General features: G+C 71.5%; 17 protein-coding genes. 5 read left to right on the forward strand and 12 right to left on the reverse strand.

Features of this window, described 5'->3' with window-relative positions; all coding sequences use genetic code 11:
- Window positions 1–81 precede the first annotated feature (81 nt).
- The 9 genes from hpnD to N7925_RS03600 all read right to left on the reverse strand — a co-directional run bounded on the left by hpnD (window position 82) and on the right by N7925_RS03600 (window position 9,373).
- On the reverse strand, window positions 82–1,002 hold the full coding sequence (gene hpnD / locus N7925_RS03560) for a presqualene diphosphate synthase HpnD (protein ID WP_416222971.1): 921 nt from the start codon (window positions 1,000–1,002) through the stop codon (window positions 82–84).
- 29 nt (window positions 1,003–1,031) lie between these two features.
- A complete protein-coding gene (hpnC, locus tag N7925_RS03565; RefSeq protein ID WP_274343000.1) occupies window positions 1,032–1,943 on the reverse strand; it encodes a squalene synthase HpnC in 912 nt (303 codons plus the stop codon).
- Window positions 1,944–2,387: 444 nt separating this feature from the next.
- Window positions 2,388–3,173 carry an ABC transporter ATP-binding protein gene (locus N7925_RS03570; RefSeq protein ID WP_265598045.1) on the reverse strand — a complete coding sequence of 262 codons (786 nt, stop codon included), beginning with the start codon at window positions 3,171–3,173 and terminating at the stop codon, window positions 2,388–2,390.
- Complete coding sequence (locus tag N7925_RS03575) at window positions 3,166–4,095, reverse strand: ABC transporter permease (RefSeq protein WP_265598046.1); 930 nt, start codon at window positions 4,093–4,095, stop codon at window positions 3,166–3,168. Before N7925_RS03575 ends, N7925_RS03570 begins: the two co-directional genes overlap by 8 nt.
- Window positions 4,096–4,197: 102 nt before the next feature.
- Entirely contained in the window at window positions 4,198–5,070 is an 873-nt protein-coding gene (locus tag N7925_RS03580) for a glycosyltransferase family 2 protein (protein WP_265603740.1), read from the reverse strand.
- A gap of 8 nt (window positions 5,071–5,078) precedes the next feature.
- Window positions 5,079–5,858: a CDP-alcohol phosphatidyltransferase family protein gene (locus tag N7925_RS03585; RefSeq protein WP_265598047.1), complete on the reverse strand. Its 780-nt coding sequence runs from the start codon at window positions 5,856–5,858 to the stop codon at window positions 5,079–5,081.
- Window positions 5,836–6,897 (reverse strand): iron-containing alcohol dehydrogenase family protein, encoded by a 1,062-nt coding sequence (locus N7925_RS03590; RefSeq protein ID WP_265598048.1) that lies wholly within the window; start codon window positions 6,895–6,897, stop codon window positions 5,836–5,838. The genes N7925_RS03585 and N7925_RS03590 overlap by 23 nt, the downstream gene beginning before the upstream one ends.
- Window positions 6,885–7,622, reverse strand: a complete 738-nt coding sequence (locus N7925_RS03595; RefSeq protein ID WP_265598049.1) for a phosphocholine cytidylyltransferase family protein — start codon at window positions 7,620–7,622, stop codon at window positions 6,885–6,887. The genes N7925_RS03590 and N7925_RS03595 overlap by 13 nt, the downstream gene beginning before the upstream one ends.
- Window positions 7,619–9,373: a DUF5941 domain-containing protein gene (locus N7925_RS03600; RefSeq protein WP_265598050.1), complete on the reverse strand. Its 1,755-nt coding sequence runs from the start codon at window positions 9,371–9,373 to the stop codon at window positions 7,619–7,621. Before N7925_RS03600 ends, N7925_RS03595 begins: the two co-directional genes overlap by 4 nt.
- Window positions 9,374–9,689: 316 nt before the next feature.
- Here N7925_RS03600 and galE point away from each other — a divergent pair, with 316 nt between their 5' ends.
- The 4 genes from galE (at window position 9,690) to idi (ending at window position 14,036) form a co-directional block, all read left to right on the forward strand.
- On the forward strand, window positions 9,690–10,667 hold the full coding sequence (galE, locus tag N7925_RS03605; RefSeq protein ID WP_274343001.1) for a UDP-glucose 4-epimerase GalE: 978 nt from the start codon (window positions 9,690–9,692) through the stop codon (window positions 10,665–10,667).
- A gap of 180 nt (window positions 10,668–10,847) precedes the next feature.
- Complete coding sequence (locus N7925_RS03610) at window positions 10,848–11,789, forward strand: cation diffusion facilitator family transporter (RefSeq protein ID WP_265598052.1); 942 nt, start codon at window positions 10,848–10,850, stop codon at window positions 11,787–11,789.
- A gap of 237 nt (window positions 11,790–12,026) precedes the next feature.
- On the forward strand, window positions 12,027–13,295 hold the full coding sequence (locus N7925_RS03615) for a bifunctional class I SAM-dependent methyltransferase/N-acetyltransferase (protein WP_274343002.1): 1,269 nt from the start codon (window positions 12,027–12,029) through the stop codon (window positions 13,293–13,295).
- 147 nt (window positions 13,296–13,442) lie between these two features.
- Window positions 13,443–14,036 carry an isopentenyl-diphosphate Delta-isomerase gene (gene idi, locus N7925_RS03620; RefSeq protein ID WP_274343003.1) on the forward strand — a complete coding sequence of 198 codons (594 nt, stop codon included), beginning with the start codon at window positions 13,443–13,445 and terminating at the stop codon, window positions 14,034–14,036.
- A 27-nt stretch (window positions 14,037–14,063) separates the two neighbouring features.
- Here the strand turns inward: idi and N7925_RS03625 are convergent, their stop codons facing one another.
- Both N7925_RS03625 and N7925_RS03630 read right to left on the reverse strand, forming a co-directional pair.
- Window positions 14,064–14,519: an ATP-binding protein gene (locus N7925_RS03625; protein WP_265598055.1), complete on the reverse strand. Its 456-nt coding sequence runs from the start codon at window positions 14,517–14,519 to the stop codon at window positions 14,064–14,066.
- A gap of 146 nt (window positions 14,520–14,665) precedes the next feature.
- Window positions 14,666–15,289, reverse strand: coding sequence for an HdeD family acid-resistance protein (locus N7925_RS03630; protein WP_274343004.1), 624 nt, complete (start codon window positions 15,287–15,289; stop codon window positions 14,666–14,668).
- Between the two features lie 79 nt (window positions 15,290–15,368).
- Here N7925_RS03630 and N7925_RS03635 point away from each other — a divergent pair, with 79 nt between their 5' ends.
- Window positions 15,369–16,133: an enoyl-CoA hydratase/isomerase family protein gene (locus N7925_RS03635; protein WP_274343005.1), complete on the forward strand. Its 765-nt coding sequence runs from the start codon at window positions 15,369–15,371 to the stop codon at window positions 16,131–16,133.
- Here N7925_RS03635 and N7925_RS03640 read toward each other — a convergent pair.
- Window positions 16,123–16,758, reverse strand: coding sequence for a DJ-1/PfpI family protein (locus N7925_RS03640; RefSeq protein WP_274343006.1), 636 nt, complete (start codon window positions 16,756–16,758; stop codon window positions 16,123–16,125). The two genes, N7925_RS03635 and N7925_RS03640, sit on opposite strands and share 11 nt — an antisense overlap.
- Window positions 16,759–16,789 lie beyond the last annotated feature (31 nt).

Consider the following 16,789-nt stretch of genomic DNA (forward strand, 5'->3'; position numbering starts at 1 on the left):
TCCTCACCCTGGAGATCGTCGCAGTCAGTGACGCGTCGGGCCACTGGAGGGTTGCCCGGGAGCCGGAGCCGCGAAGACGCATCAGGCTCGCCCCCTGGCGGTGAGCTTCGAGATGTGGCGGGCGTCGAGTCCCGACAGGCCGCGCACCGCGACGTAGGCCTTCTCGTGGCCGGGCAGCGAGACCCGTCCGCGCAGCACGGCCTCGGGGTCGCGCTCGATCCGGTCGAGGAGGCGGCGGTAGATTCCGGCCATCGCCGCGACGCAGGCGCCGCTGCGGCGGTCGAGCATCGGCAGCAGCCGGTAGCCCTCGGCGAACAGGGCGCGGGCGCGGCGGACCTCGAAGTGGATGAGGCCCGCGAAGTCGGATCCGGGGGGCGGGGTGGTCCGGTGGAAGCCGGCGGAGCAGCCGAATTTGGCCAGGTCGTCGGCGGGCAGGTAGGTGCGCCCGTTGCCGGCGTCCTCGCGGACGTCGCGGAGGATGTTGGTGAGCTGGAGGGCGAGGCCGAGGGTGTCGGCGTACTCCGCGGCGCGCTCGGCCCCGCGGGCGCCGGGTGCGGTGCCGAAGACGCCGAGGCTGAGGCGTCCGATGGCTCCGGCGACGCACCGGCAGTAGGCCTTCAGGTCGTCCCAGGTCTCGTAGGTCGCGCCCCGGACGTCCATCAGGACGCCGTCGATGAGCTCGTCGAGCCCGCCGAGCGGCAGCGGGAACCGCTGGGCGGCGTCGGCGAGCGCGACGGCCACCGGGTCGGTGTCGTCCTCGTCGACCGCGTCCTTGCGGATCCGCTCCAGCAGTTCGCGGGTGCTCTCCAGCCGGGTCCGCTTGGTCTCCGGGTCCAGCTCCCCGTCGCCGATGTCGTCGACACGACGGGAGAAGGCGTACAGCGCCGACATGGCCTGCCGCTTCTCGTACGGCAGCAGCCTGATGCCGTAGGCGAAGTTCCGGGCCTGCTGTCCGGTGACGGCCTCGCAGTAACTGTATGCGGCCTGCACCGGCGGCGACATGTACGTCGTCTGTCCCTCCACGGTCCGGCTCACCTCTCTCCACGCGCTCTTCGCAAGACGATTCCCACTTCGCGCAGCAGGCTGGGCTTGGTGGGCTTGGGCGGTCCGGGCAGTACGTCGAACCCGGCGGCCGAGATCGCCGTGAGCGCGCTGCGTCCGCCCCCGACGAATCCGGCGAGGAGCAGCTTGAGTCTGCCGTTGACGCTGCCCACCAGCGGGGGGCCTTCGTCCAGCAGCTCGCGCGCGCGCTCGGCCTCGTACGCGATCAGGGCGCGCACCGAGGCTCCGGCGGAGGGTGCGGCCAGGTCGGATTCGGTGACCCGGAAGCGTTCCATGTCCTCGGCGGGCAGATAGATCCGGTCGCGTTCCAGGTCCTCGGCCACGTCCTGCAGATGCTCGACGATCTGGAGCGCGGTGCAGACCGCGTCGGAGCGGCGGACGCGTTCCGGGCTCGCGGTGCCGGTGAGGGCGAGGACCAGGCGGCCGACCGGGTTGGCCGAGAGCTCGCAGTAGGCGGCGAGATCGGCGTAGGTGCCGTAGCGGCGGATCTTCTGGTCCTGGCGGTTGGCCTCGATGAGGCCGAGGAAGGGCTCGGGGGTGAGCGCCCGGCGCCGCACGGTGGGGCGCAGGTTGCGCAGCAGCGGGTGGTGCGGCTCCTCGCCGGTGGTGGCGAAGACCCGGTGGAGGTCGGTCTCGAAGGCGTCCAGCATGGCGAGGCGGTCATCGCTCTGCTCCGGCTCCAGGCCGAGCCGGCGGGCGTCGGCGCCGCCGGGGGCCAGGTCGCCGTCGCCGATGTCGTCGACGAGCCGGGCGAAGCCGTAGACCGCCATCAGGTCGTCGCGCCAGGCGCGGGGCAGGAAGAACGGCGCCACGGGGAAGTTCTCGTCCGCGGCCTTTCTGAGGGTGGCGTCACCGATGCGCGGCGCGGGGGTCGAGGTCACTGCGGACCGCCCGGCGCGGGGACGGCGAGACCACGCCGGAGCTGGAGATCTTCCGTCATTGCCGTCACATCTCCCGTTCTACACTGCTGACCCAAAACAACCCTTTTCGGACACGCCGCTCGGCCTTCCGAGTGCACTGCGGCAGAGTGGCCGGTGCCGGGGCGTATCGCCCTACTTGCCATGAATCAGCACCGCTACAGCTTACGTTGTACAGCTCACAGGGGGTCGGCGGGGTGGAGGGCCCACCGCCGCTTCCCGGCCGTTCCTGTCAACCTTCCCCGCGCGTGGCGGAATTGACGTCATCCGCCGGGAGGAGATCGCCCCCGGGCCCTACTGCGGAGGGTCCGCACGCCCCTGGGCCCTACCGCGGAGGGTCCGCACGGCGCCGGGCACCACGCGGCCCCCGCCGGACCGGTCCGGCGGGGGCCGCGGCGAACGTTCGGGCTACTTGCCCGTTTCGCGCTCGTACGCCTTGAGGACTTCCTCGGTGGGGCCGTCCATCAGGAGTTCGCCCTTCTCCAGCCACAGCGCGCGGTCGCAGGTGTCCCTGATCGACTTGTTGTTGTGGCTGACCAGGAAGACGGTGCCCGCTTCCTTGCGCAGCTCGCGGATCCGCTCCTCGGAGCGGACGCGGAACTTGCGGTCACCGGTGGCCAGCGCCTCGTCGATCATGAGGACGTCGTGGTTCTTGGCGGCGGCGATCGAGAAGCGCAGCCGCGCCGCCATGCCGGAGGAGTACGTCCGCATCGGCAGGGTGATGAAGTCACCCTTCTCGTTGATGCCGGAGAACTCCACGATGTCCTCGTAGCGCTGACGGATCTCCTCCTGGCTCATGCCCATCGCCAGGCCGCCGAGCACGACGTTGCGCTCACCGGTCAGATCGCTCATCAGCGCGGCGTTCACCCCGAGCAGCGAGGGCTGACCGTCCGTGTACACCTGGCCGGATTCGGTCGGCAGCAGGCCGGCGATGGCGCGCAGCAGCGTCGACTTGCCGGAGCCGTTGGTGCCGATGAGGCCGATGGCCTCGCCGCGGTAGGCGGTGAAGGAGACACCGCGCACGGCGTGCACCTTCCGGACGCCGCGCGGCTCGCTCTTGCCCCGCCGCATCATGCGGCTCAGCGCGGCGGTGGCGCTGCCCCGTCCGCCGCCCGTGCCGTTGACCCGGTACACGATGTGCACGTCGTCGGCGATCACCGTGGGGATGCGCCCCTGTGCGTTGTCCTCAGCCACGGCCGTACCGTTCCTCTGCCTTCCAGAAGTACACGAATCCCACGACGCCCAGCAGCACGGCCCAGCCGACGCCGACGGCCCAGACGTGGTCCGGCAGGTTCTCGGAGCCGTATCCGTCGATCAGCGCGAAGCGGACCAGGTCCATGTAGATCGCCGCCGGGTTGTACTGCAGCACGTCCGCGATCCAGGCCGGCTTGTCCTTGAGCATCACCGGGATGGAGAACATGACGCCCGAGGCGTACATCCAGGTCCGCATGACGAACGGCATCAACTGCGCGAGGTCGGGGGTCTTGGAGCCGAGCCGCGCCATGACGAGGGCCAGGCCCGTGTTGAAGAAGAACTGGAGAATCAGGGCGGGGATCACCAGCAGCCACGACAGCGAGGGGTAGCTGCCGAAGATGACGGCGACCGCGATCAGCACGATCATCGAGAACAGCAGCTGCTGGAGCTGCTGGAGCGAGAAGGAGATGGGCAGTGAGGCTCTGGGGAAGTGGAGGGCCCGGACCAGTCCGAGGTTGCCGGAGATCGAGCGGACGCCCGCCATCACCGAGCTCTGGGTGAAGGTGAAGACGAAGACGCCGGTGACCAGGAACGGTACGAAGACGTCGTGGGAGATTCCCTCCCTGGTCCCCAGGATCAGCCCGAAGATCAGGTAATAGACCGCGGCGTTCAGCAGGGGTGTGACCACTTGCCACAGCTGGCCCAGTTTGGCCTGGCTGTACTGCGCGGTCAGTTTCGCCCGGGAGAAGGCCAGGATGAAGTGGCGTCGTCCCCAGAGCTGTCGCATGTACGCGATCAGCCCCGGCCTGGCGCCGCTCACGGTCAGGCCGTACTTGGCGGCCAGCTGGGCCGCGTCGAGGCCCTCGTCGGCGGACGGCGGGGTCCCGAGGGCTACCCCACCGTCGTGGGTCGTGTCACTCACAAGTTTGAAACTCTCGTCTTCACGCGCAGCCAGTCGCGGGCGCGGCTCAGGCGGACAGGTTCCGGAAAGAAAATACGCCTCATGCTCTCAGAGGAAAGCCTCTCAGATGACCGGAGGTCGGCCCAGCCTCGTCAGCCGCCACACCGTACGCCACTTCATCGGCCGCCGGGGCCCGCAGGGGGTCCTCCAGCCCTCCCCGAATCCGCCGAACCACGCCTTCAGCGCGGGCGCCGAGGGACGTCTGACCAGGGTCAGCAGCAGCCAGACCCCCAGGTAGAGGGGGACCAGGGGGGCGGGCAGGTTCCGGCGGGCGAGCCAGACCCGGTTGCGGGCGACCATGCGGTGGTAGACCGCGTGCCGGGACGGGGCGGTGGTGGGGTGGTGCAGCACCATGTCCGCGCGGTAGTCGATCATCCACCCCGCGTCCAGCGCCCGCCAGGCGAGGTCCGTCTCCTCGTGGGCGTAGAAGAAGTCCTCCGGCAGTGGACCGACCTCGGCGATGACCCGGGTGCGTACGGCGTTGGCGCCGCCCAGGAACGTGGTCACGCGCGAGGAGCGCATCGGGTCGGCGGCCCGCAGCCGGGGCACGTGCCGCCGCTGGGTGGCGCCCGTGTCCGGGTCGGTGATCCGGAAGGTGACGATCCCGAGCTTCGGGTCCGCCGCGAATGCCTGTCGGCACAGCTCGGCGGTGTCGCGGTTCGGAAGCAGCCCGTCGTCGTCCAGGAAGAGCAGCGCGTCCACGTCCGCCCCGCGGGGGCCGAACGCCTCGATGCCGACGTTGCGGCCGCCGGGGATGCCCAGGTTCTCGGGCAGTTCCACCGTGCGTACCCCGGCGGGTACGTCGGGGACCGGGGCTCCGTTGCCGACCACCACGACCTCGATCCGGTCACCGTGCTGGGCGGTGACCGAATCGAGGAGGGCGCGGAGCTCGTCCGGGCGGTTGCCCATGGTGATGACCACCGCGCCCAGTTTCATGGGAAAGGTCACTTCAGCCTGCTGGACGCCAGGACGGACACCAGGTGCAGCAGGGTCTGCAGCAGTGCGATGCCGGCCATCACCGCGACGGTCAGACGGGTGTAGAAGAGGTCGCCCCCGATCGCGTCGACCACGGCCACCACGAGGATCACCAGCGAGGCCTCGATCCCGAGGATCAGCCGGTGGAACTTGAGCGCCCCGGCCGCCCGGCGCGCCAGCGCCATGCCGGAGGAGCGCGGCTCGGACGCCGCCTCCTTGACCGGTGGCAGCCCGCCCTGGTGGCGGGCCACGCCGACCAGGTCCGTCTCGGCCTTGATGAGGATCGCGCCGAGTGCGGCGAGGGTTCCGAGGAAGGCCCAGAGCCAGTCGATCCGGCCCTCGCCCCAGATGTCGGCGGCCCGCAGGCCGAGGCCGACGAGTACCGCCGCGTCGCAGAGATAGGCGGCGACCCTGTCCAGGTAGACCCCGCTGAGCGAGTACTGCTTCTTCCAGCGGGCCAGCTCGCCGTCCACGCAGTCGAACAGCAGGTAGAGCTGGACCATCACCACGCCGAGCACCGCGCCCCAGATGCCGGGCACCAGCAGCGCCGGGGCGGCCAGGGCGCCGGCCAGCGTCATCACGTACGTGACCTGGTTCGGCGAGACGCGGGTGTTGACCAGGTAGCGGTCCACGCGCAGCGAGACCTCGCGCATGTACATGCGCCCGGCCCAGTGCTCGCCGCTGCGCCGGTCCTTCACCCCCGGGGGGTGAACGACCGGACGGAGTTCAGCTACTGATGGTCGTCGCATAGTCGGCGTACGCGTCCCTGATCTGGTCGGTGGACAGGTTGAGGTGCTCCAGGATGGTGAAGCGTCCCGGACGCGTCTGCGGCGCGTAGTCGACGGCCTTCACGAACTCGTCGACGCTGAACCCGATCTCCTCCGGCAGGACCGGCAGACCGTGGCGGCGCAGTATCGATGCCATCAGGAGCGACTCCTGGCGGGCACCGCGCAGATGCATGGCGAAGCAGGCGCCGAGGCCGACCTGCTCGCCGTGGCTGGCCGCGCGCTGGGGGTAGAGCAGGTCGAAGGCGTGGTTGATCTCGTGGCAGGCGCCGGACGCCGGACGCGAGTCGCCCGCGACCGACATCGAGATGCCGGTGAGCACGAGCCCCTCGGCCAGCACCTTGAGGAAGGCGTCGTCGCCGACCCCGCCGGGGTGGCGCAGTACGGCCTCGCCCGCCTGGCGGGCCATCGCGGCCGCCAGGCCGTCGATCTCCTCGTCGTTGACCTCGTGGGCCAGCTCCCAGTCGGCGACGCAGGAGATGTTCGAGATCGCGTCGCCGATGCCGGAACGGACGTAGCGGGCGGGCGCCTCACGGATCACGTCGAGGTCGATGACCACGGCGATCGGGGTGGGGACCCCGTAGGAGCCGCGCCCGTTGTCGTTGTCGAGCGTCGCGACCGGCGAGCAGAGTCCGTCGTGCGAGAGGTTCGTCGCGACGGCGACCATGGGCAGCCCGACCCGCGCCGCGGCGTACTTCGCCACGTCGATGATCTTGCCGCCGCCGAGGCCGACGACGGCGTCGTACCGGTTGCCCTTGATGCCGTCGGCGAGCTTCACCGCCGAGTCGATCGTTCCGTCGGACACCGGATACCAGTCGGCTCCCGGCAGGACCGGGGCGAGCCTCTCCCGCAGGGCGCGCCCGGAGCCGTCGCTGATCGCGATGGCGAGCTTGCCCGAGGAGGAGATGCGCTGATCGGCCAGGAGACCCGCCAGATCGTCCATGGCGCCGCGCCGGATGTCGACGACGACCGGGGACGGAATGAGCCGGGTCAGTACTGGCACGCGATCTCACGGCCCTTCTCGAGGTCGTCGTGGTTGTCGATCTCGACCCAGGTCACGGTGCCGATGGGGGCCACGTCGACGGTGAAGCCGCGGTTGACCAGCTCCTGGTAGCCGTCCTCGTAGTAGAGGTCGGGGTCGCGCTCGAAGGTGGTCTTCAGCGCGTCCGCCAGCTCCTCGGCGGCCTCGGCCTCGATGAGGGTGACGCCGATGTACTCGCCGGTCGCGGTGGCCGGGTCCATCAGCTTCGTGATGCGCTGGACGCCCTTGCCCTCCTCCGTGATGACCTTCATCTCCTCGTCGGCGAGGACCTTCTCGGTGTCCAGGGCGAGGATGATCTTCCGGCCCTTGCCGCGGGCGTCCAGGAGGGTCTTCTCGACGGAGACCGGGTGCACGGTGTCGCCGTTGGCGAGGATCACGCCGCGCTTGAGGACGTCACGGGCGCACCAGAGGGAGTAGGCGTTGTTCCACTCCTCGGCCTTGTCGTTGTCGATGAGCGTGAGGGTGACGCCGTACGTCGCCTCCAGCTCGGCCTTGCGGGCGTAGACGGCCTCCTTGCGGTAGCCGACGACGATCGCGACCTCGGTGAGCCCGACCGCCGCGAAGTTGGCGAGCGTGAGGTCGAGGACCGTCTTGTCGCCGTCGACAGGGACGAGCGCCTTGGGAAGCGTGTCCGTGTAGGGGCGCAGACGTCGTCCTGCACCGGCTGCCAGTACGAGGCCGATCATGCGAGTTCTCCTTCGTCGTGTACGGCGGGGGCCGAGGAGGACACCCAGAAGCGGATGGACTCCACGAGCACCACCAGAGCCACGGCGACCGCGAGCGCGGTCAGGGCCGTGGTGAAACCTGAGGTGTGGGTGAGTAGGGCGGCGAGGACGGCCACCAGCGCGGTGCGGCCCTCGTGTCCACCGACCGTCCGCACCAGCCACTGGGGCGGCGCGCCGGTGCCTCCGCGAATGCGGTACACCGTGTCGTAGTGATGGTAGGCGACGGCCGAGACGAGCCCGAAGGCCGCAGGAACGGCGTGGGGGGCGTCGCTGCGGGCCGCCAGCACCAGGATCGTGACGTACTCCGCGGCCCGGAAGAACGGCGGCGCGAGCCAGTCCAGCGCGCCCTTGAGCGGGCGGGCGACGGCGAGGCCGGAGAGGACCACGTACACCGCCGCCGCGGCGACGGTGAGCCAGCTGCCGTACGGGAGGAGGAGGGCGCCGCCGATCATGACGAGTGTGCCGAGCAGGGCGACGGCCGGGGCCGTGAACGCTCCCCGGAGGCCCGGCGCGACCCTCGCGACGCCCTGGGCGAGGGGCCCCGAGTCGGCGAGGTCCGCGAGTGCCCGCGCGGCGCGGTCGGTGCGGCCGGCCCTGCGGGTCAGCGAGCGCAGCAGCCGGCCGGCCGTGGTGTAGCAGGCGGCCAGGGAGCAGCCGACGAGCAGAGCATAGAAGACGATGCGCGGGGTCGTGAGCGCGGTGAGCACGGCGATCATGGCCCAGCGCTCGCCGATCGGCAGCACGATCATCCGCCGCACCCAGACCGTCCAGCCGACGCTGTCGAGCTTGTCGGAGAGGGCTGCGGTGGGGCTGGTGTTGGCGACCGCGTCGTGGTTGGCCTCGTTGAACGAGAAGTCCACGACATGGCGGCAGGCCTGGAGGACCATCGCGCCGAGCGCCAGGACCCACACGTCGTCGCCGCCGCGTACGGCGCCGATGGCGAGCCCGGCGTAGTAGGCGTACTCCTTGGCCCGGTCGAAGGTGGCGTCCAGCCAGGCGCCCATCGTCGAGTACCGCAGCGAGTAGCGGGCGAGCTGCCCGTCCGTGCAGTCCAGGACGAAGGAGACCAGGAGCAGGATCCCGGCGGCGACGTAGCCGCCCCGGGTGCCGGTGGCCGCCGCGCCCGCCGCGATGAGCGCGGTGATCAGCGAGGCGGTGGTGACCTGGTTCGGGGTGAGGTTGCGGCGGGCGCACCAGCGGGCGATGTAGCGGGAGTAGGGGCTGATGCAGTACGTGGTGAAGAACCCGTCGTGGGCCTTCACCGCGTTGCGCAGCCGTACCGCCTCGTCGTCGACCGCGGCGAGGCCCGCCTCGGCGGCGGCCCGCTGCTCCGGGTCCGTGGGGACGGCCGCGACGAGCGAGCCCAGGGCGGGGCGCTGTACGGGGGTGCCCTCGGCCTCCAGCGCGACGGCGATCCGGCCGGGGACGGTGCGGTCCTCGGGCGCGGGGTCGGCCGTCGGCTCGACGACCGGGGCGCCCGCGCCGACCGCGGCGGCGGTGCGGTCCAGGGCGCGCAGCAGGGCTCCACGCGCCTGGGGCTGGGCGGTGAGCGCGCCGGGGACGGTGGCGGCGGGGAAGCGCGGGTCGGTCAGCCCGAGCCGCAGCGCGTGGACGTGCCCCACGAAGCGCGGGTCGACGAGGGCGACCCGGCGGCCTGCCGGGACGGCGGCGAGGAGGGCCGCGGCGTCAGCGGCGTCGGCGGCGGTCTGCACGTCGAAGCCCAGGGACCGCAGATCGTCCGCGAGCGACGACCCGGGTACCGGCGTACCGGTGAGAATGGCGGTCGACAGACGAACTCACTCCTTGGCACTGACGTGGACGACACACGGCGGCACGGCCACGAGGCGGGCCGGCGGCGTGTCGGCTGAGGCTATCGGATGAACGGAAGACCGAGTTCACCGCCCGTTTGCGCGCTGTACGGGTGGACCCGCGGGCCGGGGCGGCGTTGGCGATCATCATCATCGATCGGGGGCCCGGCCCACAAACCGCCGGTCGGCCCGCGCGGGCGGGCGGCTTAGGCTGGCGCTCATGACATGGCTGATCACAGGCGGGGCGGGATACATCGGGGCACACGTGGCGCGGGCCATGGTCGCGGCGGGAGAGCGGGTCGTGGTGCTCGACGACCGCTCCAGCGGCATCGTGGACCGGCTGCCGGACGCCGTCACGCTGGTGGAGGGCTCGGCCTCCGACCGGGCCCTGCTGGACCGGGTGCTGGCCGGCCACGCGGTGAGCGGTGTGGTGCATCTCGCGGCGAAGAAGCAGGTCGGCGAGTCCGTGGAGAAGCCGCTGCTGTACTACCGGGAGAACGTGGCCGGACTGGCCGTGCTGCTGGAGGCCGTGGTCGCGGCGGGGGTGCCGCGCTTCCTCTTCTCGTCCTCGGCGGCCGTCTACGGCGTACCGGACGTGGACCTCATCACGGAGGAGACGCCCTGTCTCCCGATCAACCCGTACGGCGAGACCAAGCTCACCGGTGAGTGGCTGGTGCGGGCCACCGGGAAGGCCCACGGGCTCTCGACCGCCTGTCTGCGGTACTTCAACGTGGCGGGCGCCGCCGCACCGGAACTCGCGGACACCGGGGTCTTCAACATCGTGCCGATGATGTTCGAGCGGCTGACGCGCGGCGAGGCCCCGCGGATCTTCGGTGACGACTACCCGACGCCGGACGGCACCTGTGTCCGTGACTACATCCATGTGGCCGATCTGGCGGAGGCGCATCTCGCCGTCGCCCGGCGGCTGGACGGGGCGGGCGCCGGTGAGCTGACGCTCAACGTCGGCCGGGGCGAGGGCGTCTCGGTCCGGGAGCTGGCCGGGGTGATCGGCGAGGTGACGGGCCACGGCCTGAAGCCGGTGGTCGAGCCGCGCCGGGCCGGTGACGCGCCGACGGCGGTGGCGTCGTCCGCGCGGATCACCGAGGAGCTGGGCTGGACGGCGCGGCGGAGCGTCCGCGAGATGGTGGAGTCGGCCTGGGAGGGCTGGTGCCTGCGCCACCCCGAGGCGCGTTCGTAGTCGGTCACGGGTGGCGCCGGCGATCGTGTCAACACTCTGACCTGCGGAACGTTTCCGCAGGTCAGAGCAGATGACAACGGTGTTCAGTGCCGTGTTGCCCGATACCCCCCACCCGTAGTTCACTGGCCCCGTCGGGGCGGTTTCGCCCCGGCGCGTCGCAGGGACCTGGAGGCGTTTCGCATGGGGGCTGGACACGATCACGGGCATACACACGGCGGACCGCCCCCGACGGGCACGGCGGCCGCCGCGTACCGGGGCAGGCTCCGGGTGGCCCTGGGGATCACGCTGAGCGTGATGGTCATGGAGATCGTCGGCGGGGTGCTCTCCGACTCGCTGGCCCTGATCGCGGACGCCGCCCACATGGCCACCGACGCCCTGGGGCTCGGGATGGCGCTGCTCGCCATCCACTTCGCCAACCGTCCGGCCGGGCCGAACCGCACCTTCGGCTTCGCCCGCGCGGAGATCCTGGCGGCGCTCGCGAACTGTCTGCTGCTGCTGGGGGTCGGCGGCTATCTGGTCTTCGAGGCGGTCGAGCGGTTCATCACCCCGGCCGAGACGAAGGGCGGCCTGGCCATCGCGTTCGCCGCCGTCGGCCTGGTGGCCAACCTCGTCTCCCTCTCCCTGCTGATGCGCGGGCAGCAGGAGAGCCTGAACGTGCGGGGCGCCTATCTGGAGGTGATGGCCGACACCCTGGGCTCGGTCGCCGTGATCATCTCGGCGGGCGTCATCATGGCGACCGGCTGGCAGCCCGCCGACCCGATCGCCTCCCTGGTGATCGGCCTGATGATCGTTCCCCGGACCGTGAAGCTGCTGCGGGAGACCCTGAACGTGCTCCTGGAGGCGGCGCCCAAGGGTGTGGACATGGCGGAGGTGCGGGCCCACATCACGGAGCTGCCCGGGGTCCTGGACGTCCACGACCTGCACGCCTGGACGATCACCTCGGGGATGCCGGTGCTCTCCGCCCATGTGGTGGTGCGCCAGGAGATGCTCGACTCGATAGGGCACGAGAAGGTCCTGCACGAGCTGCAGGGCTGCCTCGGGGACCACTTCGACGTGGAGCACTGCACCTTCCAGCTGGAGCCGAGCGGTCACGCGGAGCACGAGGCGCGGCTCTGCCACTGAGGCGCCCCGGGTGCGGGCCGAGCTGGTGCTAGGCTGGCTTCGCTGAGACGTTCGAGTCTCGCGGTGGAGCGGAACCCGGTGACACCGGGACCCTTTTTGAGAGGAGCTGAGGTTGATGACGGTCGCGACGACGCCTTCCCGGCGCGGCAATCGGTCCTTCCTCATCTCCCGGGTTTCCGGCTAGGTCCACTTTCTTCCCGGATCGGGTCGGAGCCCACACACCCAAGGGTTCCCACGTTGACCGACCACACTGACGACGCCTCGCGCACCGAGGCGTTCTTCACCCTGCACCACCGTCTTCCCCGGCAGAGCCCCGGCTCCGACGCGACCACGCGTCGGCTGCTCGCTCTCGCCGGCCCGCTGCCCGACCGCCCGCGCGTTCTCGACCTGGGCTGCGGCCCCGGCCGGGCCGCTCTGCTGCTCGCCGCCGAGGCGGGCGCCGAGGTGACCGCGGTCGACCTGCACCAGCCGTTCCTGGACGAGCTGCGCGAGGCGGCCGTGGCCCGTGGCCTCGGCGATCGCGTCCGTACCGTCCGGGCGGACATGGGCGACCTCGCCGGGCCTGGGTTCCCCGCGGGGTCCTTCGACCTGATCTGGGCCGAGGGCTCCGCGTACTGCATCGGATTCGACACCGCCGTCCGCGACTGGCAGCGACTGCTGGCCCCGGGCGGCGCGATGATGATCTCCGAGTGCGTCTGGACCACGGACGCGCCGTCCGCCGGGGCGCGCGACTTCTGGGCGCGCAACGGCTCCCTGCGCACCCTGCCGGAGACCACCGCGGCGGCCGTCGCCGCCGGCTGCACGGTCGACGCCGTGCTGCTCCAGCCCGAGAGCGACTGGGACGAGTACTACGTACCGCTCGCCGAACGGGTCGGGAGCACCGCCCCCGGCGCTCCCGGTATGGAGTGGGCGCTCGCGGCCACCCGTGAGGAACTGGCTGTGCGGCGGGACCACGGCACGGAGTACGGCTATGCCGCGTATGTGCTGCGCCCCGCCGATCCGCGGTGGAGGACCCGCCCGGAGACGCCGGAGGACCGTGCGGCCGTGCACGCGGTCAACACGGCCGCGTTCCCCACCCGGGGCGAGGCGGACCTCGTGGACGCCCTACGGGCCGACACCGGGGCCTGGCTGCCGGAGCTCGGCCGTATCGCCGAGGCCCCGGACGGTTCCCCGGCGGCGTACGCGCTGCTCACCCGCTGCCGGGTCGGCGACGCCCCGGCGCTCGCCCTGGCTCCGGTGGCCACCTCTCCCGTGTACCAGCGGCAGGGTGCGGGGCAGGCCGTGGTGCGGGCGGTGCTGGATGGAGCCCGGGTGCGCGGTGAGGCGCTGGTGCTGGTGCTCGGTCATCCCGAGTACTACCCGCGCTTCGGTTTCGTGCCGGCCTCGCGCTATGGGATCCGGCCGGGTTTCGAGGTGCCTGACGGGGCGATGATGGCCCTGGTGCTGGACGATTCCGTCCCTGTTCCGGCGGGCGTGATCCGTTATCCGGCGGCCTTCGGGGTCTGACGCTCCGTCCGCCCCGCCGCGCTCCCGGGGCGCGGCGGGGCGGACATGCCCGGACCCGCAGTGCGGACAAGCGGCTTTTGTACGGCAGACTTGACCGGACTCCAGGGGCCCGGCGCACGAGGCCGGGGACCAAAGCGAAGGATGGGTATGCCGACCACACCAGCCACCGCGACGCACAGCTCGTCGAACGGCACCGCAGAAGCGATCATGCTCGAACTGGTCGACGAGAACGGCACCACGATCGGCACCGCGGAGAAGCTGGCGGCCCACCAGGCCCCCGGGCAGCTGCACCGCGCGTTCTCCGTGTTCCTCTTCGACGAGCAGGGGCGGCTCCTGCTCCAGCGCCGGGCACTCGGCAAGTACCACTCCCCCGGTGTCTGGTCGAACACCTGCTGCGGGCACCCCTATCCGGGTGAGGCCCCGTTCGCGGCCGCCGCCCGGCGTACGCACGAGGAGCTGGGGCTCTCCCCCTCGCTGCTGGCGGAGGCCGGAACGGTCCGCTACAACCACCCGGACCCCGTGTCGGGGCTGGTGGAGCAGGAGTTCAACCACCTGTTCGTGGGGATGGCGCAGACGACGGCGGAGCCGGACCCCGAGGAGGTCGGGGAGACGGCCTTCGTGACGGCGGCGGAGCTGGCGGAGCGCCACGCGCGGGCGCCGTTCTCGGCGTGGTTCATGACGGTGCTGGACGCGGCACGGCCGGCGATCCGTGAGCTGACGGGCCCGTCCGCGGGCTGGTGAACCCTGGCCCGTGTCCGTACGGGGCGGTCAGAGCTGCGTCTTCAACGGCAGCGCCGCCCAGATGATCTTGCCGCCGCTCGCGGTGTGCTCGACGTCGCAGGTGCCGCCCGCCTCCGCGGTGATCACCTTGACCAGCAGCAGGCCCCGGCCGCCGGTCTGCGCGTAGTCCGTCTCCAGCGCGGTGGGGCGGTAGGGGTGGTTGTCCTCGACCGAGACCCTGACCCAGTCGGCGGCGATGGCCACCTCGACGGCCAGCTCGGGCGAGAGGAGCGCCGCGTGCTTGACGGCGTTGGTGACCAGCTCCGAGACGATCAGCAGGAGCCCCTGGAGAATGTCGTCCTCGATCGGCACGCCCTGCCGGTCCAGGAGGTCACGTACGGCGTGCCGGGCGCTCGGCACGGACGCGTCCACGGCCAAGGCGGTGAAGCGCCACACCCCCTCGTACGACACGGGGTCGGCAGGGGCACTCCCGAGGCTCTCCATCGTCCGGCACCAGCTCTCACTCGCACTGCACTGACCGTCGAGTAAAGAGTGTTGGGAATGGCCTGGTCCGGACCGTGCCACTGACCGGAAGTAGCCAGGTATCGGCGCTATTTGACCAAACATGCGTGACCTTGGCGGGCCAGGGACTACTTCCGCTCGTCTTCTGGTGACGTGATCGGCTCGTCCGGGGTCGGAGCAGTTTCATCGAGCCGTTCCGAGACCATGCTGACGATGCGCCGGCCGCCGACACCGATGGCGATCAGGCCGAGCCCGTCGAACAGCAGGGCCAGCGAGAAGAAGCAGCCGAGGACGTAGAGGCTGCTGTGCGGCCAGTCGAACAGCACCAGCAGGCCCAGCAGCAGGCCGAAGGCGCCCTGCAGCAGCGTCCAGCCCATCTGCGGGCCGCGTACGACGACGCTGCCGACCAGCCGGAAGACGCCGCCGGTCAGGAAGAGCAGGGCGGCGAACATGGTCAGCGCCTCGGCCGTGCCCTCGGGGTGCTTGATGACGACGACGCCCGCGGCGATGTTGAGGGCCGCGACCACCACGCCCAGCCAGAAGTAGTTCGTACCGCGTGACTCGATCGCGTGCAGCAGCCCGACCAGGCCGCCGACGAGCAGCAGCCAGCCGAAGAGCAGCATCGAGGTGAGCGTGGCGACGCCGGTGTGGACGAGACCGATGACGCCCGCGATCACCAGCAGCGTGCCGAGCAGCGCGAGCCGGCCGAAACTGCGGCTGAGCTTCCGGCCCTCGGCGGTGGATTCGTTCATCGACGACTCCTCACGGGCGTGCCCGCCCGGCGACCCCTTCTTGATCATAGGTTCGAACCCTCCGGATAGCATCCGGCGCATGGACCCCACGGAACCCCGCCTGATCTCGTCCGTCGAGCGCGGCGTCGCCACGGTCGTGATCGCGAACCCCGCCAAGCGCAACGCGATGACCACCGCGATGTGGCGGAGTCTGCCGGAGCTGCTGGAGCGGCTCGCGGCCGATCCGGCGGTCCGGGCGCTGGTGCTGACCGGAGCCGGGGACACCTTCTGCGCCGGCGCCGACATCTCCACGCTGCGGGAGGGCGCGGACACCGCCCAGGACCTGGCGGTGGCGGCCGAGGACGCGCTCGCCGCGTTCCCCCTGCCGACGCTGGCCGTGGTGCGCGGCTACTGCGTGGGGGGCGGCGGCCAGCTCGCCGCCGCCTGCGATCTGCGGTTCGCGGAGGAGGGGGCCTCCTTCGGGGTCACCCCGGCCAAGCTCGGCATCGTCTACCCCGCCTCCTCGACCCGGCGGCTGGTCGCCCTCGTCGGTCCGGCCACGGCCAAGCACCTGCTGTTCTCCGGCGAGCTGATCGGCACGGAACGGGCGCTGCGCACCGGCCTGGTCGACGAGGTGCTGCCCGCGGGCGGCCTGGCCGGGCGGGTCGAGGAGTACGTACGGGTCCTGGCGTCCCGGTCCCTGCTCACCCAGGCCGCCGCCAAGGAGTTCGCCGGGGGCCGGACGGACCGGGACGCCCACTGGGCCGCTGAGGCGCGGGGCAGCGGTGACACGGCGGAGGGCGTCGCCGCCTTCCTGGAGCGGCGCGCGCCCCGGTTCACCTGGACCGCGGGCCCTACCGGGTGATGTGGCGGCTCTTGGCCCGCCACTCCTCGACGAGGGCCGCAGGGGCCTTCTCCGGCGACCCGCAGTCGTAGGGCGGCTGCGGGTCGTACTCCGTGAGCAGCTGCACCGAGCGCGCCACGTCGTCGCCCGCGATCCGGCCGAGCAGGGTCAGCCCCATGTCGATGCCGGAGGAGACCCCGGCGGCGGTGACGTACTTGCCGTCGAGGACGACGCGCTCCCCGGTGGGCTCGACGCCGAACCGCTCCAGCGCCTCCAGCGCCAGCCAGTGCGAGGTGGCCCGCCTGCCCTTCAGGAGCCCGGCGGCGGCCAGCAGCAGCGAACCGGTGCAGACGGAGGTCGTCCAGGTGCTGGTGGCGTCGGCCGAGCGCAGCCAGCCGAGCAGGGCCTCGTTCTCCATCTGGTCGCTCTGGCCGGGGCCGCCCGGAACGATCACCAGGTCCGGGGAGGGCACCTCGGCGAGGGTCTTCTCCGCGACGAGCGCGAGGCTCCCGCTGTCATTGCGGACGGGGCCGGTCCGTGTCGCGACGAAGACGGGCTCGGCGCCGGGCGCACGGCTGAGGATCTCGTACGGGCCCACCGCGTCCAGGGCGGTGAAACGGTCGAAGAGCAGGATGGCGATCTGCACGGGAGCTGCCTCTCGGTTCGGACGGTCACTC

Origin of the sequence: Streptomyces sp. CA-278952 (genome assembly GCF_028747205.1) — a bacterium.
Taxonomy (GTDB): domain Bacteria; phylum Actinomycetota; class Actinomycetes; order Streptomycetales; family Streptomycetaceae; genus Streptomyces.